The 21,268-nt window shown below is 70.7% G+C and carries 16 protein-coding genes; 6 read left to right on the forward strand and 10 right to left on the reverse strand.

The features are described 5' to 3' along the window. Positions 1-22 precede the first annotated feature (22 nt). From ACH34W_RS38265 to ACH34W_RS38280, 4 genes are all read right to left on the reverse strand, one after another. Complete coding sequence (locus ACH34W_RS38265) at positions 23-1,600, reverse strand: serine/threonine-protein kinase (RefSeq protein ID WP_395966064.1); 1,578 nt, start codon at positions 1,598-1,600, stop codon at positions 23-25. Continuing rightward, positions 1,597-3,183, reverse strand: a complete 1,587-nt coding sequence (locus ACH34W_RS38270) for a serine/threonine-protein kinase (protein WP_395966065.1) — start codon at positions 3,181-3,183, stop codon at positions 1,597-1,599. Before ACH34W_RS38270 ends, ACH34W_RS38265 begins: the two co-directional genes overlap by 4 nt. 80 nt (positions 3,184-3,263) lie before the next feature. Next, complete coding sequence (locus ACH34W_RS38275) at positions 3,264-4,181, reverse strand: serine hydrolase (protein ID WP_395966066.1); 918 nt, start codon at positions 4,179-4,181, stop codon at positions 3,264-3,266. Next, positions 4,178-5,134, reverse strand: a complete 957-nt coding sequence (locus tag ACH34W_RS38280) for a LysR family transcriptional regulator (protein ID WP_395966067.1) — start codon at positions 5,132-5,134, stop codon at positions 4,178-4,180. The genes ACH34W_RS38275 and ACH34W_RS38280 overlap by 4 nt, the downstream gene beginning before the upstream one ends. Positions 5,135-5,245: 111 nt before the next feature. Here ACH34W_RS38280 and ACH34W_RS38285 point away from each other — a divergent pair, with 111 nt between their 5' ends. Beyond that, positions 5,246-6,895: a penicillin-binding transpeptidase domain-containing protein gene (locus tag ACH34W_RS38285; RefSeq protein ID WP_395966068.1), complete on the forward strand. Its 1,650-nt coding sequence runs from the start codon at positions 5,246-5,248 to the stop codon at positions 6,893-6,895. A gap of 43 nt (positions 6,896-6,938) precedes the next feature. On the opposite strand, the gene ACH34W_RS38290 is transcribed toward ACH34W_RS38285, so the two are convergent. Both ACH34W_RS38290 and ACH34W_RS38295 read right to left on the reverse strand, forming a co-directional pair. Further along, a complete protein-coding gene (locus tag ACH34W_RS38290) occupies positions 6,939-7,982 on the reverse strand; it encodes a magnesium transporter CorA family protein (protein ID WP_395966069.1) in 1,044 nt (347 codons plus the stop codon). Positions 7,983-8,007: 25 nt separating this feature from the next. Then, positions 8,008-9,027 (reverse strand): LacI family DNA-binding transcriptional regulator, encoded by a 1,020-nt coding sequence (locus ACH34W_RS38295; RefSeq protein ID WP_395966070.1) that lies wholly within the window; start codon positions 9,025-9,027, stop codon positions 8,008-8,010. Positions 9,028-9,105: 78 nt separating this feature from the next. Here ACH34W_RS38295 and ACH34W_RS38300 point away from each other — a divergent pair, with 78 nt between their 5' ends. Continuing rightward, positions 9,106-10,314 carry an MFS transporter gene (locus tag ACH34W_RS38300; RefSeq protein WP_395966071.1) on the forward strand — a complete coding sequence of 403 codons (1,209 nt, stop codon included), beginning with the start codon at positions 9,106-9,108 and terminating at the stop codon, positions 10,312-10,314. Positions 10,315-10,320: 6 nt separating this feature from the next. Here ACH34W_RS38300 and ACH34W_RS38305 read toward each other — a convergent pair whose 3' ends face one another. Then, a complete protein-coding gene (locus ACH34W_RS38305) occupies positions 10,321-11,970 on the reverse strand; it encodes a dolichyl-phosphate-mannose--protein mannosyltransferase (protein ID WP_395966072.1) in 1,650 nt (549 codons plus the stop codon). Between the two features lie 455 nt (positions 11,971-12,425). Between ACH34W_RS38305 and rsmI the strand changes: the two genes are divergently transcribed. After that, positions 12,426-13,316, forward strand: coding sequence for a 16S rRNA (cytidine(1402)-2'-O)-methyltransferase (gene rsmI / locus ACH34W_RS38310; protein WP_395966073.1), 891 nt, complete (start codon positions 12,426-12,428; stop codon positions 13,314-13,316). Between the two features lie 59 nt (positions 13,317-13,375). Beyond that, a complete protein-coding gene (locus ACH34W_RS38315; RefSeq protein ID WP_395966074.1) occupies positions 13,376-13,705 on the forward strand; it encodes a hypothetical protein in 330 nt (109 codons plus the stop codon). Here the strand turns inward: ACH34W_RS38315 and ACH34W_RS38320 are convergent. The 3 genes from ACH34W_RS38320 to ACH34W_RS38330 are packed head-to-tail and all read right to left on the reverse strand — an operon-like array spanning position 13,664 to position 18,384. Then, positions 13,664-15,160 (reverse strand): phospholipid carrier-dependent glycosyltransferase, encoded by a 1,497-nt coding sequence (locus ACH34W_RS38320; protein ID WP_395966075.1) that lies wholly within the window; start codon positions 15,158-15,160, stop codon positions 13,664-13,666. The two genes, ACH34W_RS38315 and ACH34W_RS38320, sit on opposite strands and share 42 nt — an antisense overlap. 14 nt (positions 15,161-15,174) lie before the next feature. Continuing rightward, positions 15,175-16,836 (reverse strand): hypothetical protein, encoded by a 1,662-nt coding sequence (locus ACH34W_RS38325; protein WP_395966076.1) that lies wholly within the window; start codon positions 16,834-16,836, stop codon positions 15,175-15,177. A gap of 9 nt (positions 16,837-16,845) precedes the next feature. After that, positions 16,846-18,384 carry a phospholipid carrier-dependent glycosyltransferase gene (locus tag ACH34W_RS38330; RefSeq protein ID WP_395966077.1) on the reverse strand — a complete coding sequence of 513 codons (1,539 nt, stop codon included), beginning with the start codon at positions 18,382-18,384 and terminating at the stop codon, positions 16,846-16,848. A gap of 246 nt (positions 18,385-18,630) precedes the next feature. Here ACH34W_RS38330 and ACH34W_RS38335 point away from each other — a divergent pair, with 246 nt between their 5' ends. Further along, positions 18,631-19,935, forward strand: a complete 1,305-nt coding sequence (locus ACH34W_RS38335) for a glycosyltransferase family 2 protein (protein ID WP_395966078.1) — start codon at positions 18,631-18,633, stop codon at positions 19,933-19,935. An 8-nt stretch (positions 19,936-19,943) separates the two neighbouring features. Further along, positions 19,944-21,257, forward strand: a complete 1,314-nt coding sequence (locus ACH34W_RS38340) for a glycosyltransferase family 87 protein (protein ID WP_395966079.1) — start codon at positions 19,944-19,946, stop codon at positions 21,255-21,257. Positions 21,258-21,268 lie beyond the last annotated feature (11 nt).

Genomic DNA, 21,268 nt, shown 5'->3' on the forward strand with positions numbered 1-21,268 from the left:
GGGTGCAATCCCTTCCTGCTCGTCAGGACACGCGCTTGATCGACGCAGCCAGCAAGCGCGCCGCCTTGATCGCCTGCTCGCGCACCTGGTCGGGCGTGCGGCCCCGCTCGGACCCGTACCGGACCTCCACGATGAGGCTCCCGGACCGGAAATACACCGTCGACTTGGGGGTTGTGGCCGGTTCGACCAGGACGAACGCCTCGTCGCCCAGACCCTTGAGGTCGTTGAACGGCCGTCCCGGGTCGGGGCTGCCGTTGCGCGGTGCATAGGTGTCGCGCGTATCGGCGAAGCGGGCCTGCGCGGACCCAGCGGCGGCCCCGGGAGCCTCGCCCTCGACCTTCACGTTGAGCTCGTCGCCGCCCGGCGCCCCTCCGGCCACGGACGGGGTCCAGACGCAGCTCTTGTTGGGCCTCTTCGATGACTGGTCGGTCGAGGCCGCGGGCCGGACGGTGAAGCCGGGGACCAGTTGCTCCGCTTGCGCGGGTGTGAGGAGCGTGCAGACGGAAGGCAGCTTCGCAGGGGCAGCCGCCGCGGGTGGCGCAGCCGAACGAGGTGGACCGGCCGAGGAGCCGCTCGCGTTCGGACGAGGTTTCTCTCCGGAGCCGGTCGGCCACAACACGATCGCTAGGACGACCGCGAGGGCCGCGATCGCGGCGGCGGCCGCTCCGGCGATCGGAGCTTTGCCGCGCCGCCCGGTGCCGGCGGGCTCGGTCGGCCGTTCGAGGAGACCGGCGGCGGCCGGTGGTCCCGGGGGCAGCCGTACGGGCTGGGTCGCCGGCAGGGGCCGGCCTGCGACCACGGCGCCGAGCCATTGCTCCGTGCCCTGCGCGTTCAGCCGTACGGCCGGATCCTTGGCCAGCAGCGCCATCAGTACCGGCGCCAGCGGCCCCGCCTTGAGCGGTGGTTCGACGGGCTCGGTGAGCACCGCCCCGAGCGTGCCCATGACGGTGGTACGGCCGAACGGGGTGCGCCCTTCGACCAGCACGTACAGCGTCACGCCCAGCGACCACAGGTCGGACTCGGGGCCGCTGTTCTCGTGCCGGACCCGTTCGGGTGCCATGTAGGCGGGCGAGCCGATCAGCGCGCCGGTCTCGGTCAGCGTGGTGTCGCCCGCGAGCGAGGCGATCCCGAAGTCGGTGAGCACGGCGCGGCCGTCGTCCCGGAGGAAGATGTTGGCGGGCTTGACGTCGCGGTGGAGGACGCCGCGTTCGTGTGCCGTCCGGAGCGCGCCCAGCACGTCCAGGCCGATCTGGGCGGCGCGTTCCGGCGGCAGCGGCCCGTCGCCGGACAGCACGGCGTCGAGCGAACGGCCGGGCAGCAGGTCCATGACGATGCACGGACGCCCGTTCTCGTCGACCACATCGTGCACCGTGACGATCGACGGATGCTTGAGGAGGGCCGCCGCACGCGCCTCGCGCATGGCTCGCTGAGCCGCCATCGCCTGCCGCTCCGGGGTGAGGCCGGTCGGCAGGAGGAGTTCCTTGACGGCGACGTCCCGGCCGAGAGCCTCGTCCCGGGCCTGCCAGACCACGCCCATGGCGCCCTGGCCCAGCCGCCGCACCAGGCGATAGCGCCCGGACAACACCCGTTCGCCGGTCATGCCTGCCTGGCCAGCGCCTGCGCCGCCCACCGCGCGGCCTGCAGCGCGTCACCCGGGCCACCCGCTCCCCGGAAATAGGCGTACTCGACGTGTACGACGTGCGTCTTGAGCCGGAAGACGACGGTGGCCTTGTCCATGGGCTTGTCCACGCCCCGGGTCTCGAACGAATATGCCTCGTCACCGAGACCGGGGACGTTCTGCGCGGGAGTCGTGCGCCCACGTCCGCCGGTGAAGCCGAACTCGGGCCAGCCCCACACGTGCGTCGTGGGCTTCGTGTCATTCCTCTTGTCGCTCACGAACGTCAGATGCGCGTCCGCAGGTGTCTCCGGCTTGACATCGCGCTCGTAGCGCGGCTCCAACTCGACGGACAGGCCACGGCGCTGCACGCCCCAGGCACAACCCAGCACGCCCTTCTCCTGCTGGCGCTGGGGTGAGCCGTTCGGCAGCAACCGCCCCAACTGCTCAGCCGTCAGCACTGTGCACAGATCGAGCTTTGCCGCTGTTGGCACTGTCTTTGGCGTGGCCGTTGGTGTGCTCGTCGGCGTGACCGACTTGGTCGGCTGGCCGGTCGCGCTGCCGCCTCCCTCCCCGTCGTTCTGGGAGAACGCGACCGCTGACGTCGCGACCACCGCAACCAGGGCGACCGCTCCAACCCCTGCCAGGATGAAGCCTGTCTTCCCCCGGTTTCGGGGTCCCGGAGGTGGTGGAACCATGGGCGGTGGCACCTGGGGTGACGGAGCCGCAGGTGGCGCTGGGTCCCGCAGGCCCGAAGGCCGTCCCTGCGCAACGTTCTGCAGCACCTGGCGCGTCTCCTCGACCGACAACCGCGCCGCCGGATTCTTGTTGAGGAGATACCAGAGCAGCGGCGCCAGCGAACCCGAGCGGCTCGGCGGCCTTGGTTCTTCGGTGAGAACGGCCCCGAGCACGGCCATCGAGGTCTCGCGTTCGAACGGCGCGCGGCCCTCGACCGCCGCGTACAACGTCGCACCCAGCGACCACAGGTCGGACTCGGGCCCGGCCGCCTCCTCCCGCAGCCGTTCGGGTGCGATGTAACCGGGCGACCCGACCAGCGCCCCGGTCCTGGTCAGCGACGAGTCGGTCTCGATGTCGGCGATCCCGAAGTCGGTGAGCACCACCCGGTCCCCGGCGAGCAGCACGTTGCTCGGCTTGACGTCCCGATGCAGTACGCCGCGCTTGTGCGCCGCGTCCAGGGCGTCCAGCAGCCGCAGGCCGATCCGGGCCGCCTCCGCCGGAGGCCGCGGCCCGCTCTCCCGGATCACCTGATGGAGCGAGACGCCCTGGACCAGCTCCATGACGATCCACGGCCGCCCGTCCTCGATGACCACGTCGTGCACAGTGATCACGTTCGGATGGTCGATCAGTGCTGCCGCCCGGGCCTCGCGCTGCGCCCGCTCGCCCATGACCCGGCGGTCGTCCGCGGACAGACCTTCGGGCAGCTGGATCTCCTTGACCGCCACATCGCGCCGGAGCACCTCGTCCACGGCGGCCCACACCGTTCCCATGCCGCCGCTGCCGAGCCGCGAAACGAGGCGGTACCGGCCGGCCAACACGAGTTCAGACATGCGTGAATCCCTCCAAGCGCCCACACGATACCGAGACCACCCAGATGGGACCGACCGATACCCGCGTCCTCGGCTTCGGATCAGGCCGGGCGGCGGAGGGCCTCGACGGCCAGGCGGGCGGAGGTGCCGATGACCGCGTCCGCCTGGGGGAGTACCGCGATCGGCAGGAGCGAACGGGTGAAGACGGCCACCGCGTAGCGTCCGCCGTCCGGGTACTCGACGACGCCGATCTCGTTGCGGATCGTGGGCAGCGTGCCGGTCTTGCCGCTCACCCGCACGTCGTCGTAGGGGAAGCCGGACGACAGCCGGTGCGGCCACACCTGCAGGCCGAACAACCGCCGCATCTCGGCGCTCTCGTCCGGCGGGGCGGCCTCGTCCTCCCAGATCAGGCCCATCAGCCGGGCCATCTCGCGTGGCGTGCTGTGACTCGTGGCCCGAGGGTCGAGGACCCGCAGGCGGTCGAGCATGCCGGGCTTGTCGAGGAGCCCCCACAACTCGCCGAGGCTCTCCACGCCGCCGTCCTGGAGCATCGTCTCGAAGAGGTCGATGCCGTTGCCTGCGACATGGGTACGGCGCAGGCCAAGGTCGGCGACGGTGGCGTTGACCATGCCGAGGCCGACCCGGTCCATGATCGTGTCGGCGGCGGTGTTGTCGCTCACCGTGATCATGAGGCAGGCCAGGTCGCGTAGCGACATCCGTACCTCGTCGTGCATCACCGAGATGCCGGTGGGTCCGTCGCCGCGCGTCCGCGGGCGCAGGGTGACCTGCTCGCGCGGATCCAGGAGCCCGGCGGCCGCCTGCCTGTAGAACGCGACCAGCAGCGGCACCTTGAAGACCGAGGCCAGCACGACCGGCTCGTCCGCCCGGACGCCGATCTCGCGGCCGGTGTCCAGGTCGGCGGCGTGCAGGAAGCCGGTGACCCCCGCGTCCCGGAACGCCGCCTCGATCCGCGCCTTCGCCTCCGGGCGGCTGGCGGAGCGGTTGTCGACGGGGGTCATGCCAGGAATCCCGACGCGGGACGCGGGACGACCCGCCGCACGGGGCCGGGGCCGAGCGGCGCCATGCCCGCCTCGCGCTTCAGCACGGCGGTGGCGACGGAGGCGAACTCCTTGACGGCGTGCTGGTCGCCGGTGCCCGGCTGCCAGGCGCAGGACGTCCGCCACATCAGGGGCGCGCCGATGAACGGGCGCCAGGTGACGTCGGCCGTCTCTTCGGCACGGGCCGCGAGCGCCACCGCGGTGCCGGCGAGCACGAGGCCGAGCGCGAACTGCGGATGCCTCGCCTCGTGGACCACCGGCGGATCGTAGCCGTTCCGACGGCAGCCCGCGATGAGCTCGTCGTAGGTCCCGGGGGCGTCCTCCCGGGGCGGGACGACCAGCTCGTAACCGGTGAGGTCGGCGAGATGGAGGTCGGCGCCGGCCGCGAGCGGGCCGGCGGCGGGCACCAGCACGCCGACCTGCTGGCTCAGCATCGGGCCGATCCCGAGGTCGCGCGCGTCGCACGGGTGCCGGATGACGCCGACGTCGAGGGCGCCCTCGGTGAGGGCGCGCACCTGCTCGGCCGTGCCGATCTCGCGCAGGTCCAGGCGCAGGTCAGGGCACCGGTCGCGGAACGCGGAGATCAGCGCGGCGACCACGGCGCCGCCCAGATCGGGCGGGAGACCCGCGCGCACCGTGCCGATCTCGCCTAGCCTGGCCCTTTCGGCGAGGGAGTGCACACGTTCCACGCGGGTGAGGATCTCACGCGCCTCGTCGAGCAGAAGCCGGCCGGCGGCGGTGAGCTCCACGCGGCGGCTGGACCGGTCGAAGAGCCGCACGCCGAGCTCCTTCTCCAGCCGCTGGATCCGCTGGCTGAGCGGGGGCTGGGCCATGCCGAGCCGCTCCGCCGCCCGGCCGAAGTGGAGTTCTTCGGCGACGACGACGAAGCAGTTCAGGTGCCCGACCAGGTTCACGACCAGGAACTATATCAATCTTCATATCCCACCGAAATCGATACCCATCTTGGACTTCTGGCTGGTCAGGTGGTGTCCTGTCGGGCGTAGCAACGTCGAGGAGGAGTGTGGATGCGCCGATCGCGTGTGGTCATCGCCCTGGTGGCGGCCTTCGCCGTGCTGCTGGGAGGGGGAGCCGCCTGGTGGCTCCTGACGGGCGACGATGGACCGGGGGACACCGCGAAGGACTACCTCGCCGCCTGGGAACGGGGTGACGTCGCCACGATGCGCGCCCTCACCGCCGACCCGCCTGCCGACTTCGACAAACGTTTCGCGCAGGTGCGTGAGGACCTCGGCGTGGTGCGGCAGAAGTACGAGCCGGCCTCGGTCGGCAAGCCGAAGGGGGACGAGGCGGGCAGCTCCTACAAGGCCACACTGACCCTCGCTGGAAACCGGGACTGGTCGTACGTCGGCATGCTCCCGTTCACCAAACGGGACGGCGAATGGCGGGTGGCCTGGTCGCCGCAGGTCATCTACCCGACTCTCACACAGGGGCAGCGGCTCAAGGCCGCCCGCACCTGGCCGACCCGTGCGGGGATCACGGCCGCCGACGGCAGCAGCCTGGTGGAGTCCTCGTCGGGCTCCGTCCAGCAACTCGCCGGACCGGTGGGGCCGGCGACGGCCGACGCCGCCAAGAAGCTGGGCGCCCCGTACCGTACGGGCGACCCGGTAGGCACCGACGGGCTCCAGCGGCAGTACGAGCGGCGACTGGCCGGGACACCCGCGCTGACCGTGCAGGTCGTCGGGGCCGACGGGAAGGCCGTGAAGACGTTGCAGCGGTTCGGGGGCAAGGACGGGCAGCCGGTGGCCACGACCCTGGACCCGAAGGTGCAGAAGGCCGCCGGTGACGCGCTCGCCGACGTCGGCAAGCCCGCCTCGATGGTCGCGTTGCGCCCGTCCACCGGCGAGATCCTCGCGGTCGCCAACAAGCCGGGCGGCTACAACCGGGCGCTGATGGGGCGTTACCCGCCGGGCTCCACGTTCAAGGTGGTCACCGCCGCCGCGCTGGTGGCGGGCGGCCTGGACGCCCGGAGCCGCGTGCCCTGCCCGGCGACGACCAACGTCGGAGGCCGCCAGTTCAAAAACTACAAGAACGAGGACTTCGGCGCGGTCTCGTTCCGCGACGCGTTCGCGCACTCGTGCAACACCACGTTCGCGCGGCTCGCGGTCGACAAGCTGGGCCAGAAGCGACTGACGCAGGTGGCGGACCAGTTCGGCTTCAACGTGCCGATCATCGCAGGGCTGCCCGCCGTCCGGGCCTCGTTCCCCCCGGCCAAGGACGACACCGCGTTCGCGTCCGCCTCGTTCGGGCAGGGCGAGGTGCTGACCAGCCCGCTCAACATGGCGAGCGTCGCGGCGGCTGCGGCGAGCGGCACCTGGCGGTCGCCCCGCCTGGTCGACACCGCGCTGGCGTCGCAGGCGGTGGACGCGGGCGGGCGCAAGCCCGAGCAGCCGCACCCGCTGGAGCCGGGAGTGCGGCGCGCCTTGCGCACGCTCATGCCCGCGGTGGTCAAGGAGGGCACGGCGGCGGACGTCAGCTTCCCCGCCGGGACCGCCGGCAAGACCGGGACCGCCGAGTTCGGGTCCGGCGCCGAGCCGCCCACCCACGCCTGGTTCATCGGCTACCGGGGCGACGTCGCGTTCGCCGTGATCGTCGAGAACGGCGGCACCGGCGCCGGAGCCGCCGCCCCCATCGCGGCCAAGTTCCTGCGCGGCCTGTGACCTGTGAATCTGTGATCTATGACCCGTGAACCTGTGACCTGTGTCAGAGCCAGTCGCGACGCTTGAAGACGATGTAGAGCGTCACGCTGCAGATGATCATGACCGCCGTGCCCACGACGAATCCCCAGTGCGCGCCGAATCCGGGGTACGGCACGTTCATCCCGTAAAAGCCGGTGATCGCCGTCGGGACCGCGATGATGGCCGCCCAGCTGGTGACCTTCTTCATCACCTCGTTCAGGCGGTTGCCCTGCAGCGAGATGCGCGTGTCCAGCAGGTTGCCGACCATGTCGCGCAGGCTGTCGGTGAACTCCGCGACCCGCATCGCATGGTCGTAGACGTCCTGGTAGTAGGGGACGAGCTGGGTCTCGACGATCGCCAGGTCCCGGCGCAGCAGGGTGTTCACGAGCTCGCGCATCGGCAGCGCGACCCTGCGGAGGCTCGCCAGGTTGCGGCGGAGGTCGAAGCTGCGCCGCTGGACGTCGCGGACCGGATAGGTGTCGTCGAAGATCAGTTCGCCCAGCTGGTCGGCCTCGTCGTCGAGCATCTGGACGGCGTCCAGCTGGGCGTCCACGACCATGTCCAGCAGGTTGTAGAGCAGGTAGGGCACGCCGTGCGCGGTGAGCTCGGGCCGCTCTATGGCGGGCGTGTCGTCCCAGCGCCGGATGAGCGCGTCGATGTCGAACCCGGTGTCCTGCCGGACCGTGACCAGGGCCCGGTCGGTCACGAACGCCGACACCTCGTGCAGGACGAGATTCCCTTCGGCGGAGCACTCGGCCGAGTAGACGTTGAGGAACGCGTATTCGCCGTACCGGTCCAGCTTGGTCCGTTCATGCCGGGAGACCGCGTCCTCGACCGCGATCGGGTCCAGGCCGAGCTCGTCGGCGACGCGCTGGAGGCCCTCGTGGTCCGGCCCGCACAGATCGAGCCAGACGACATGGTCGGGCTTGCCGAGGTAGTCGCTGATCTCGGCGACAGGGAAACCCTCCGCCTCGACCTTCCCGGCCCGCCAGGCTCGGGTGCGCGGTGGCCGGACGCCGATCCGGTTGCCGGCGTCCGCCGTATCGACCTCGGACGGGGTCTCAGCCATGAGATCTATCTAGCCTTGGCACGCGCTACCTAACCTGACGCCGGGGACGGGCGGTCGAGCCGCGGACGACCAGCTCGCCGGGGAGGGAACTCGGATGCGGGTCGCCGCCCTTGAGCAGCGCGAGCAAGGCGGTCATGCCTTCGGCGCCGAGGCCCTCGGCGGGCAGCCGCACGGTGGTCAGCTCCGGCTCCAGAGCGGTGGCCAGCTGGACGTCGTCGAAACCCGTGACCGACAGATCGCCCGGAACGTCCAGGCCGCGTGCCCGGGCGGCCTTATAGGCGCCGGCGGCGATGAGGTCGTCGTCGCAGACCAGGGCTGTCGGCCGATCCGGGCCGTCGAGGAGCACGCCTGCCGCGTCGCGCGCCGAGCCCACGTCCAGGGCGCCGCTCGCACGGGTGTAGGAGCCGCCCGGCAGCGCCTTGACGGCCGTGGCGAGCGCCTCGCCACGGGCGTGGAACGTCCACTGGTCGATCGACGCCGCGACGTGCCCGATCCGGCGGTGGCCGAGCTCTGCCAGATGTGCCGCGACGGCCCGCATGCCGTCGGCGACGTCGAAGACCACCGTGGGCACCGGGCGGTCTGTGCCGTCGCCCGCCGGGTCGCTGTCGAGCATCACGACCGGCGTGTCGCGGAACTCGCTCGCCACGTCGGTGGCCAGCGAGGACGCGAGGATGCCGTCGATCGCCTCGTGCGGCGCGGCGAACGGGCTGTCGGCGGGGCCCGCGTCGTCGGGCCACGGATAGGCCACGATCCCGAAGCCGTGCTCGGCGGCGACCCGCGCGGCCCCGCGGTAGACCTCGCCGAAGAACGGGGCGGTCAGAGTGGGAACGATCAGAAGCACGGTCCGGGTGGAGCCGAGCCGCAGGTTGCGCGCCGCCAGATTGGGGCGGTAGCCGAGCCGTTCGGCGGCGTCCCGCACCGCCTGGGCAGTGGCGGGGGAGACCCGCCCCGCCGCTTTCCCGCCGAGCACCAGGGACACCGTGGACTGCGAGACCCCGGCCTCGTGCGCAACGTCCCTGCTCGTTGGGCGTCCGGTAGCCGACACGGGATTCAGGGTAGAGGGAACCACCTCCTTAGTGGTACGTATGACTGGACAAGTAATACGTATGACTTCGGAGAGCGGATGCGCGCCTACGGCGAATTCCTGCGTCTGCCCTACGCGGGGCGGCTGCTCGGCGGCACCTTGCTGGGACGCCTGCCCAACGGCATGGGCATGCTGGCGGTGGTGCTGCACGTACGGGCCGAAGGCGGTGGCTACCCGCTCGCCGGGGCCCTCGGGGCAGTGCTGGGCCTGGCCACAGCGGCGGGCCAGCCCGTGCTTGGCCGTGCCATGGACAGGCTCGGCCAGCCACGCGTCCTGCTGTTGTCCGCCTTGGCGTCGGCGGCAGGATTCACCCTGCTCGCCGTGGTCGGCGCTGATCCGCTGCCGGTCGCGATCGGGGCGGTGGTCCTCGCGGGGTTCGCCACGCCGCCGTTGGAGGCCGGGCTGCGGGCGCTCTGGCCCGCGGTGCTGCCCGGTCCGGCCCAGGTGCATGCCGCGTACGCGCTGGACGCGGCCGCGCAGGAGATCCTCTTCACGGTCGGCCCGCTGCTGGTCGTGGCTGCCGCCGCGTTGTCCACCGAGACGGCGCTCGTCCTCACCGGTGCGATCGGGATCGCCGGGACGCTGGTCATCACCACGTCGCGTCCCTCCCGAGAGTGGCGCGGTGAGCCTCGCGCCGCCGACTGGGCGGGCCCGCTGCGTTCGCCCGGCTTGCGCGTCCTGCTGCTCTCGCTCACGTTCGCGGGTGTGGCGCTGGGGGTGTACGCGGTCGCCGTGGTGGCGTACGCCGAACGGATGGACAACGACCAGGCCTCGGGCCTGCTGCTGGCCGCCATGTCCGCCGGGGCTCTCGCAGGCGGCCTGGTCTACGGCGTACGGCCGTGGCCGGGCGAGGCGCACCGCCGCCTGCCCTGGCTCCTCGCCGCCCTCGCTGCCGGCTACCTGCCGCTGATGTGGGCCCCCGGCTTGCCCGTCATGACGATCCTCGCGTTCCTCAGCGGGATCTTCCTCGCGCCCGTGCTGGCGTGCAGCTTCTCCCTGGTGGACCGGCTGGCGCCGACGGGCACGGTCACCGAGGCGTTCGCCTGGGTGGTCGCCGCAGTGGGCGCGGGCAGTTCGCTCGGCGCGGCGGTCTCGGGAGTCGGCCAGGACCTTGCAGGCGTTCCGGGCGCGTTCGCCGGAGCCGGTGCCGGAGGCGTCCTCGCCCTGCTGGTCTGCCTCCTGGGCACGCGCACCCTCCGCCCCGCCCCGGCTCACCCGGCGCCGGTGCCTGTCGCGGTGGAGGCGTGACGCGCGTCAGATCCAGGAGCCGAACCAGATTCGGTCCTTCCACTGGTCGTACGTGATCACCTTCGCGGCCAGGATCGGATAGAAGTACGCGAAGTTGACCAGGACGAGCAGCACGAAGGCACCGGCGGCTGCGGAGCCGACGATGCGGCGGGTCCCCACCACGGCGGCGGCGTCCGGCTCAGGCACGGGCCCGGGCGCGCGTTCAGGCTCGCGTTCTCGCGCGGGACCGATCAGGTAGCCCAGCACCAGCACCACCGCCAGGACCATGAACGGGATCACCGGGGTGGCGTAGAAGAGGAACATCGTCCGGTTGGAGAAGGCGGGCACGAACCACGGCACCCAGCCCGCCACCACGCCCAGCAGGATGGCCCCGGCACGCCAGTCGCGCAGCACCGCCCAGAGGCCCACGCAGATGACGAGGGCGATCAAGGCTCCCCACCACAACACCGGCGTGCCGATGCCGAGGATCTCGCGCGAGCATTTGGCGGCGCCACACTGCCCCTTGGGCTCGTTGTAGAAGAACGCCACCGGCCGATGCAGGATCGGCCAGTCCCAGGGCCACGACTGGTAGGGATGCTTGGCATCCAGGCCAGTGTGGAAATTCCACATCTCCCGGTGGTACTTCCACAGGTTCGGCATCGCCTCGACCGGCCGCCACGGCGCGAAACCCGCGACCTCGCCGCGTCCCCAGCCGCCCGGCCGGAAGATCCAGCCCCACCAGGAGGCCAGGTAGGTGATCACGGCGATGACGACCAGCTGCAGGAACGCCGGTCCCGCCTCCAGCGCCAGCGCGCCGGTGAACGGCCGCTCGACGCGGGCGGCGCGGCGGGCGCCGTAGTCCCACAGCACGACCATGATCCCGAAGGCGGCGATGTAGTAGACGCCGGTCCACTTGGTCGCGAGCGCCATGCCGAGGCAGAGGCCCGCCGGGATCCGCCACCAGTGCATGAGGAACGGCCCGAACGCACCTGCAGGCGCGCCGTGGGCCCGTTCGACGGCGTCCGCGAGGCGGCGTCTGGAGACATCCCGGTCGGCGACCAGGCAGGCGAACGCGGCCAGGACCCAGAACATCACGAAGACGTCGAGCAGCGCGGCGCGGCTGGTCACGAACATCAGCCCGTCCAGCGCCAGCAGCAGCCCGGCGGCGCAGCCCAGCAGAGTCGAACCGGTCATCCGGCGCGCCACCCGGCACAGGATCAACACCGAAAGCGTGCCGACGAGCGCGGGCATGAACCGCCAGCCGAACGGCGTCGCGCCGAACATCCACTCGCCGAGGGCGATCATCCACTTGCCCGCGGGCGGATGGGCCACGAACGAGGGACCATCGGCCCAGATGTCGGCGTTCTGGTTCGCGAGCAGCAGCTTGTCGGCGTCCTTGACGGTGCTGTGCTCCCAGCCGAATTTCAGCAGGGCCAGCGAGTCCTTGGCGTAGTAGGTCTCGTCGAAGACCACCGCGTGCGGGTTGGCCAGCCGGTCGAACCGCAGGAAGCCGGCGAACGCGGTCACCAGCAGCGGCCCCAGCCACCCGATCAGGGCACTGCCCGGGATCGGCGGGGCGAGCCACTCGCGCAGGGTGCCGGCCCGGCGCCCCTGGAGCCGCTCGTCGAGCGTGTCTGCCTGACCGGCGAAAGGCTGGGCGTAATCCGTCATCGCCATCCAGCCATCGTAGGGGGGTTCCAACGGCTGGCGGTTGAGTGTGTTTGAGGGTAGACGCGACAACTTGGGTGAGCATGCGTACGAACATTTGACAAAACGTGAGCATCTCAGTGCGTTGCGTATGCGATCTGGGGCGCTGAGTTCCGGTGTCGGCGTGCGGGGCCCCCTTTCCACCAGAGCGATGGTCTGGGGCCTCCCCGTCGCCTCTGGCCGGGCTCGTGAGCCAGGTCGTGAGGGAACCGGCCCGCCCGGAACGGACCATGCACGCGATGCATGTCGCCGCCCGGGATGTGAACGCCGGGGACCAGTGCGCCCAAGACCGTTCGGGGCGTGCCATTGCGCGGGATCCACTCCTGCTCAGTGCTGAGGAACGGTATCCGGAACGCGTCGGGCCACCGGCCACGGACGATGCCTGAGACGATGCCTGATCGGTCCGGCGGAGCGCGGGCCCAGGCATGCTGGGACGGCGGGAGAATGGGGTGGTGACGGGCGACGCGACACACGACGGAACCGGGACCCTGCTGCTCGGAGGGGCCCCGATCGGCCGCCCTGACGACGCCTCGGCGCGGCTGCGCGCCGCCCTGTCCGAGGCGGAGATCATCGCGGCCGAGGACACCCGGCGGCTGCGGCGGCTGGCCGCCGACCTCGGCATCGAGGTGCGGGCCCGGGTGGTCTCGTACTACGACCAGAACGAGCGGGCCCGCGCCGAGGAGCTGCTCGGCGAGCTCCTGGCCGGCCGGGACGTGCTGGTGATCACCGACGCCGGACTGCCGGGCGTGTCCGATCCCGGCTACCGCCTGGTCGTGGCGGCCGTTGCTGAGGGCGTGCCGGTCTCCGTCCTGCCGGGCCCGTCCGCCGTGACCACCGCGCTGGTCGTCTCCGGGCTGCCCACCGACCGGTTCTGCTTCGAGGGTTTCCCGCCGCGCAAACCGGGCGACCGGAGCCGCCGGCTGGCGGCGCTCGCCGACGAGCCGCGCACCATGGTCTTCTTCGAGTCGCCGCGCCGGCTGGCCGCCACGCTGGCGGCGATGGCGGAGGCCTTCGGCGCGGACCGGCCCGCCGCGGTCTGCCGCGAGCTCACCAAGACCTACGAGGAGATACGGCGCGGCCCGCTGGGCGAGCTGGCCGACTGGGCGGACGAGAACGTCAAAGGCGAGATCACTCTGGTGGTCGGCGGTGCCCCGGAGCCCGAGGGGCTGTCCGAGCCGGCCGATCTGGCCGCGGCGGTCGCCGCGCGGGAGGCCGCCGGCACCCCGCGCAAGCAGGCCATCGGGGATGTGGCCAAGGAGAACGGCGTGCCCAAGCGCATCGTCTACGACGCCGTGGTGGCTGCCAGGAATCTGTGACCGTCCGCTGTTGTGCTGCCTGGTCGTGCGGGATGACACTGGAAGGTGAGAAGCGCGATGTGGCAGTCACCGAGGGGGTGGGGGCCGTGCGCGACGCATGGTCGAGCCACGAGAGCTGGGTCTACGAGTGTCTGAGCTGCTTCACCACGTGGGAAGAGCAGTTCGAGGTCCGGCATACCGCCGATGGGCACGGCGGAGAGGCGGTGGTGTACGAGCATGACGGCCATCGCTGCACGACGCCCTGGACCGATCACGTGTGCCCCAACTGCGAGAGCCAGAACGTCAAGGCGCTCTCGGCACCGTTGGGCAAGCAGTCGGAGGTCCCGGAGGCTCGCCGCGGTGACGATCTAGAGCTGGTGTTCCGGCTCCGGCGTCTGCACGCCTGGTAGCGGGGCTTCGGACGGCTCCGCGGATCCCGGACGGCCGGTGGCGAAGGCCAGCCCGGCGGCGAGGCCTGCCAGCGGCACCGCGACCAGCACATACCGGTAGTCGAAGTCCGTGGTGAGCGGAGGCACGACCAGCAGCGCCACGGCCGCGAACCAGGGCAGCAGGACCCGCGACCCGCCGTCCGGGCCGCCACGGCCGGGCCGCGGGCGGCGCCTGCGCGCCCAGACGGCGACAGGGAGTAGCAGGATGCCGCCCAGCACGATCCCGGGCAGGGCAGCCACCTGCTGGTAGCCGCGCATGAACGAGGCGAACGGCTTGTTCGTGTGCGTGATCGCCGAGCCGTGTTCGTACTCGGCGGACACGGAGGTCGGGTTGCCGCCGCCGTACACCGGCCAGCCCTGCATCGGCTGCGGCTGCTCGGGGAACTTGTAGAGGTCGGCGACGTACTGCGACGGGTACGGATCACGGCTCAGATAGAACGTCCGGACGAACACGTCGTAGGCCACAGTCCCCACGTAGTCCAGCGGCTGGGCCTTGATCGCCTCCAGCGCGAACGAGAACGCCCGGTCGTTCGTACCCGGCTCGAAGACTGCGCCGTACTTGAATCCCGTAGGCGAGCCCTGCGCCCAGACCTGGCTCGACGAGGCTCGGCGCTCGCCGGGCTCTCCCCGTGGGCAGAACGAGGCCAGCTCGGGCGGCGGCTTGATCTTCGAGCATTCGGCGAACGCGGCCGTCCGCCCCCACAGGAAGACACCGTCAGTTCGCGTCATCGCGAACTGCCCGTTCTCGGCCTGGAACCACGCCGCGTACGCCACCAGCGGCACGAGCCCGGCGACCGCCACCGCGCCGATCCGGCGCCAGCCGACCCGCCACAGGACCAGGACGCCCAGCGCCACGAGCAGGACGGGCAGCCCGATCGTCCGGGTCAGCGTCGCCAGTGAGAGCAGCAGCCCGGCCAGAGCACACCACCAGAGCGACGGCGCCCGCCGCTCCCGCGGCCACAGCAGCACGGCGATCGCGCTGATGATCAGGAACGCGAACAACGTGTCCGACAGCGGGAGATGCTCCAGCTGGATCTGGTACGCGTCGAGCAGCACCGGCGCGCCGGCCAGCGCCGCAGCCCAGCCGGGCAACCCGTACCGCCGTAGCAGCGCGTAGATCGTTACGCCGATGCCGAGGCCCATGAGATGTTGCAGGGTCACCACGAGCGTGAAGCTGTGGAACGGCTTGAACAGCCAAAGGAAGATCCCGTAGCCGACCGGGCGGATCGGGTGCGGGAACGGGTCCAGCGCGATCCGCACGTAGTCGAAGCTGTCGTTGAACCACAGGGCGGGTGAGTAGCCCACCATCGTGATCACGCGCAGCACGGCGCCCACACCGAGAACGGCGAGGAACAGCCGGTGGCCCGCCAGCCGACCGAGCCGGAGCCGCCGGACCATGGCACCGGCACGGGTCATGGGATGAGCACGGGTCATGGAACGAGCACCCGGCCGGGCCGTTCGCCGCCGGTGTCGTCCGGTTGGGGGTCCACGGGGCCGAGTGGCGGAGCCGACAGGCGCGGTCGGCGGAGGCCGCGCAGCCGATCCCGGGCATCGGGCGAGCAGGCGATCGCTGCGGCCAGGCATGCCAGGGGGACCGCGGGCAGCACATAGCGGTAGTCGAACTCGGCCGTCGCGGCAGGCGCCAGCAACAGGCCGGTCGCCAGCGTCCAGGGCAGCAGTGCGGCTCCGCCCAGCCGCCGCCACATCGCGCCGATGCCGGCGAGACCGATGAGCAAAATCACACCGACCATGCTGCCACGCAGGTAGAAGACGTCCTGGTAGGCGCGGAGGAACCCGGCGAACGGCTCCACGGCGCGCGGGCGGACGCGGCCGCCCTCGTAGCGGACCGCCTCGTCCACCGTGCCGCCCTGCATCCACTTGGGCAGGTCGCTGGTCTTCGTGCCGAACTCGTACTGCTGGTAGGTCGCGCGATCAGGGAAGACCGTGCGTTCCCAGGCGAAGACACGCAGGAAGTCCTTGGCCACGACGCGGGCGTAGTCGCCCGGCTGCGCCATGATCACTCGTTTGGAGAAGTCGTTGGCGGTGTCGTTGGTCTCCGGGCTGAACTTCTTGCCCGTGTAGCGCGCCAGCGGCGAGCCCGCGTTCCAGATGCCGTCCTGGGAGTTGGGCAGCCGGTTGACCAGCTCGGTGCAGAGCGGCATCTCCTCGACTGGCAGATTCTTGATCCGGTGGCAGTCGGCGAACTTGTAGACCCGCGCGTACAGGAAGATCCCGTTGCTCTCGGTCATCGCGAACTTGCCGTGGTCGATCTTGTACCAGCCCATGTACGCGACGACCGGCAGCAGCGCGGCGGCCAGCATGACCATGATCATGCGCCGGTCCGTCCGCCTGATCACCATGAACGCGACCACGCCGAGCAGCACCAGCAGGCCGACCGAGCGGGTCAGCCATGAGAACCCGACGAGCAACCCGAGCGCCGTGGACAGCCGCCAGGTGAGCTGGTCGTGCCAGAGCAGCAGGCAGACCGCGCTGACGGTCAGGAAGCTGAACGTCGTGTCGGAGAGGATCAGATGTTCGAGCTGGATCTGGTACGCGTCGAGCAGCACCGGCGCGGCGGCCAGCGCCGCACCCCAGCCGGGCAGCCGGAACCGCCGCCGGGCCAGCGCGTAGATCATGACGCCCATGGCCAGGCCCATGAGGTGCTGGACGGCGGTGACCAGCGCGAAGCCGTGGAACGGCCGCAGGATCAGCAGCAGGAAGGCGTAGCCGTCGGGCCGCAGCGGATGCGGGTGGGGCTGCATCGCCACGTGGATGTAGTCGTAGCTGTCGTTGAAGAACAACGCCGGCTGGTAGCCGATCATCGCGATGACACGGATCAGCGCGGCGACGGCCAGCAGGACCGCGAAGACCGGATGCCGCCGGAACGTGGCCCGGAGTCGGGGGCCCAGCGGCGGTTCGAGTGCCGTCGCGAGCCGTGCCACCACCGCCCGGCCGGTGATCGATAGCCGCGCCCGCGCGGACATCCGCAACCGCGTGGTCAGCGGGATCCGCGGCGGCCGCGCCTGCGGGAGCAGGGCGGACTCGACCTGGGCGGACCGGTGCTGTGAAGACGGTGACTTGGAGGGTTGCATCGTGGTGGCTCAGCCCTTCGCCGACTCGCGCCAGGCCCGCCGATCGCGGTCGGGGAGCCAGGCGAGCGCGGCGGCCAGGCACGCCATCGGGATCGCGGGTACCACGTAGCGGTAGTCGAACTCGGCGCTGGCGGCGGGGGTGACCAGCAGCCCGGCCACCGCGCCGAGTGGCAGCAGCGCCCGGCTGAACCAGTCGCGCCGCCGGATCAGGCCCGCCACGGCGACCAGCAGGATGGCGCCCAGCAGCGTGCCGCGGAGGTAGAAGTACTTCTGGTAAAAGCGCATGACGCCGGCGAACGGCTCGGTCACGCGGGTATCGGCCGCGCCATGCTCATAGGCGTTGGTGAACGGCTCGGCCCAGTTCGGCACTGGATCGGCGGTCGTTCGGAATTGGTACAGCTCATAGGTGAACCTGTCCGGGAAGACCGTTCGGTTCCAAAAGAAGACCCGCGCGACATCATAGACGACGGCCTGCAGATAGTCGCCCGGTTGGGTGAGGATCGCACGGCGCGCGAACCGGCCCGCTTCGGCGCTCTTGTCGTTGTTGAACATGTCGCCGGGAAGACGCAGCAGCGGTGAGGCGTCACCCCACACATAGAACTGCGACGACGGGCGGTCTGCGGTCGGGACCTGCGTGCAGAGCGGCATCTCCTCGACCGGCAGGTTCTTGATCTTGTGGCAGTCCGCGAACTTCATCACCCGCGCGTACAGGAACGGGCCGCTGCTGTTGCTCAGCCCGAACTTCCCGTGCTCGGACTTGAACCAGGCCGCGTAGCCCATCAGCGGGAGCGCGCAGGCGATCACGGTGACCGCCAGCGTCGTCCAGCGGACCCGGCGGATCACCAGATAGACCAGCACGACCATGACCAGGGCCAGGCCGACCGACCGGGTCAGCACGGTGAGAGCCAGCAGCGCGCCCAGCGCGGCGCCGCGGACGATGGTGATGTCCCGCCACCACAGGATGAGCGTCACCATGCCCGTCATCAGGAAGGTGAACGGCACATCCGAGAGGATCATGTGTTCGAGCTGGATCTGGTACGCGTCCAGCACGACGGGGGCGGCGGCGAGCGTGGCGACCCACCGGGCCGCGCCCAGGCGCCGCCGCAGCAGCGCGTAGATCATGATCGCGATGCCCAGCCCCATCAGGTGCTGCACCGTCGTGATCAGCGCGAACGAGTGGAAGGGCTCCAGCGCCTGCAGGAAGAAGACGTAGCCGTTGGGCCTGACGATATGGGGCTCGGGTTCGATCGCGGTCTGCACGTACTGGAACGCGTCGTTGAACCACATCGCCCAGCGGTAGCCGAGCATCGTGATCACACGCAGTGACAGTCCGGCGGCCAAGATGATCAAGAAGGGCCAGTGCCCGGAGAGGAACGGCTTGACCCGCGCGCCCGCCGCGGGGAGCCATCGCCGCCACGCGGCATCGGCGGTGTCACGCCCGTCGCCCTTGGGGGGATCGTCGATGACGAGGTCTTCGGCCTGCTCAGGCGTGTCGAGCAGGTCCGTCGCGCCCGAGGCGTGCGCGTCGGCATCAGCGGCGAATGTCAAGGCGCCAATACCTCCCCCGGGAAACCCGTAGCATGTTACTCAGCCTGTCGTCCGCAGACCGGGTCGCGCTCGTCTTCGAGTTGCGTCTTGACAACAAGATGACGGGATTCGTCGTTACTCGCGGTATATCGCGGGCCAGAACAGGTGATACGGGTACCCTCATTGGCCCTGAGTCCGTCCGCGCGCCGTGCCAAGATTAGTCGAAATCCCCAGATCCCGTATCCGAGGGGACAATAAGGAGTCGACATGGAACTGACCGTAGTGATGCCGTGTCTCAATGAAGCCGAGACCGTCGAGACTTGCGTCCGCAAGGCGGTTGAGTGCCTCAAGGAGAACGGTATCGACGGTGAGGTCATCGTCGCCGACAACGGCAGCACCGACGGCAGCCAGGCGCTGGCCGAGGCCGCCGGCGCCCGGGTCGTCCATGTCGACCGCAAGGGATACGGCAACGCCCTGATGGGCGGCATCCGCGCCGCCCGCGGCAAGTACGTGATCATGGGCGACGCCGACGACAGCTACGACTTCACGGCCCTCGCGCCGTTCGTCGAGGAGCTGCGGGCGGGCGCCGACCTGGTCATGGGCAACCGCTTCAAGGGCGGCATCGCCCCCGGCGCGATGCCCGCGCTGCACAAGTACCTGGGCAACCCGGTGCTGAGCTTCGTCGGCCGGCTGTTCTTCAAGAGCAAGATCGGTGACTTCCACTGCGGCCTGCGCGGTTTCCGCCGCGACGTGGCACTGTCGCTGGGCCTTCAGTCCAGCGGCATGGAGTTCGCCAGCGAGCTGGTGGTGAAGTTCACACTCTTCGGCTACAAGGTCACCGAGGTGCCGACCACCCTGGCGGTGGACGGCCGGTCGCGACCCCCGCACCTCAACACCTGGCGGGACGGCTGGCGGCATCTGCGGTTCCTCCTGCTCTACAGCCCGCGCTGGCTCTTCTTCATCCCGGGCCTCGTCCTTATGACGCTCGGCCTGCTCGCGGGGATCGCACTGTCCTTCGGCCCGGTGACGGTCGGCGAGATCGCGTTCGACGTCGACACCCTCGTCGGCGTCTCGGCGATGCTGGTGATCGGCTTCCAGGCGGTGTTGTTCGCCTTGCTCACCAAGGCCTACGGCGTCGCGGAAGGCTTCCTGCCCAAGACGGCACGGGTCGGCAGCTTCCTCAAGTCGTGGTCGCTGGAACGCGGCCTGGTGATCTCCGGCGTGCTGGCCGCGCTGGGCCTGGCGGGCCTGGTGGCCTCGCTGGTGCACTGGCAGGTCCGCAGCTTCGGTGAGCTCGACCCGCGCGAGTCGCTGCGCCTCGTCGTCCCGTCGGCCACCGCGCTGATGATGAGCTTCCAGGCGTTGCTCGGCACCTTCTTCCTCTCGATCCTCAACATCCGCCGCTCCTCGCACCCCGCGACCGAGGCCGCCGCCGACGACGCGACCGTGCAGGACGCCATGCGGGCCCGCGGCAAGGCCGAGGGCAAGATCGAGGCGGTCGACCGGGTCGGCGCCGGCTCGGCGGCGAGCGTGGAGATCGCCGCCGAGCAGGCCGGACGCGACCGCACCTGACGACGGCCATGACCACTGATCCTTGGGAGCTGACGGTACGGCTCGCGGTCTTCGCGCTCTGCGCCGTCCTCCTCGTGGCCGCCTGGTGGCGCGGCTGGAGCCCGCCGCTGAAGGCGACACTGGCCCTCGGCCTGGGCCTGCGGGTCCTGATGCTGGTGGTCGCGGGTGACTTCAAGCCGTACGACCTCCATATCGACTTCCACCGGGCCGGTGTCAACGCGCTCGAACACCGCGACCCGATCCTGAACTCGCCGGAGACGGGCTGGAACTACCTGCCTACCTACGCGCTGTTCCTGGCCGCCAACGTGTTCGTCGAGCGGCAGTTCGACGTGCCCTGGATGGTGGTCAGCCGGATCGGGCCGATCCTCTTCGACCTGGGCGTGGTGGTCCTGGTCGGGCTGCTGGCCGCGCCCGCGTTCAAGCGCACCGCCCGCCTGCTCTACGCCGTCAACCCGCTGACCGTGCTGGTCTCGGCTGTGCACGGCCAGATGGAACCGCTGTGCCTGCTCTTCGCGCTCGGCGCGTTCGTGCTGATCTTGCGTTGCCGGGGGGCGGACGGCCCGTCCACCCGGCGAGTGGTGCTGGCCGGGATCCTCATCGCGCTCGCGATCTCGGTCAAGACGTGGCCCGCGCTGTTCCTGCCCGCGCTGTTGATGGCCCTGCCCGGCTGGCGGCACCGGCTCCGGCTGGTCGCCGCCGCGGGCGGAGTCCTGGTGGCGCTGCTGGTGACCATGCCCCTCACCGTCGGGACCCCGGTCGGGAAGCTGCCCGAGGTCCTGGGCGTGATGATCGGCTACCACCCGATCATCGGCACGTTCGGCTGGAGTTCGGTCGTGTTGTGGCTACACCCGATCGAGACCGGTGAGCTCCTGCACGACCCGTTCAGCGCGACGCTGGGCAGCATCGGCTCCCTGCTGACGCTGGCGGCGATTGCGGCGGCGGTCTGGTGGTGGCGCCGGGCCCACCCGGCGGACGTGGCCATGGTCAGCGCCTCGGCGTTCCAGGTGGTCACCGCATCGCACGGCGTGCAGTACCTGGAGTGGGCCATGCCGTTCGCCACCGCCCGCCCTACCCGCTGGACCTGGCTGATGAGCCTCACGATCAGCGTGTACGCGGGCGCGGGCTACCTTGTGATGACACTGCTCAAGAACTGGGGCGAGGTCAGGCCGTACTACTACATGAGCGGCCTGGTGGTCATCGCCGCGATCGTTGTGGCGGTGCCATGGGCTCGGCGGTGGGAGCCGACGCGGCCCGTGATCACCGGGGAGCCCGCCCCTGGCCGGTTCGCCGGCCGGCTGACCGGACCAGGATCACGGAACTAACTGAGAGATTG

Origin of the sequence: Actinomadura sp. 6N118, assembly GCF_044326415.1 — a bacterium.
In the GTDB taxonomy this organism is placed as follows: domain Bacteria; phylum Actinomycetota; class Actinomycetes; order Streptosporangiales; family Streptosporangiaceae; genus Spirillospora.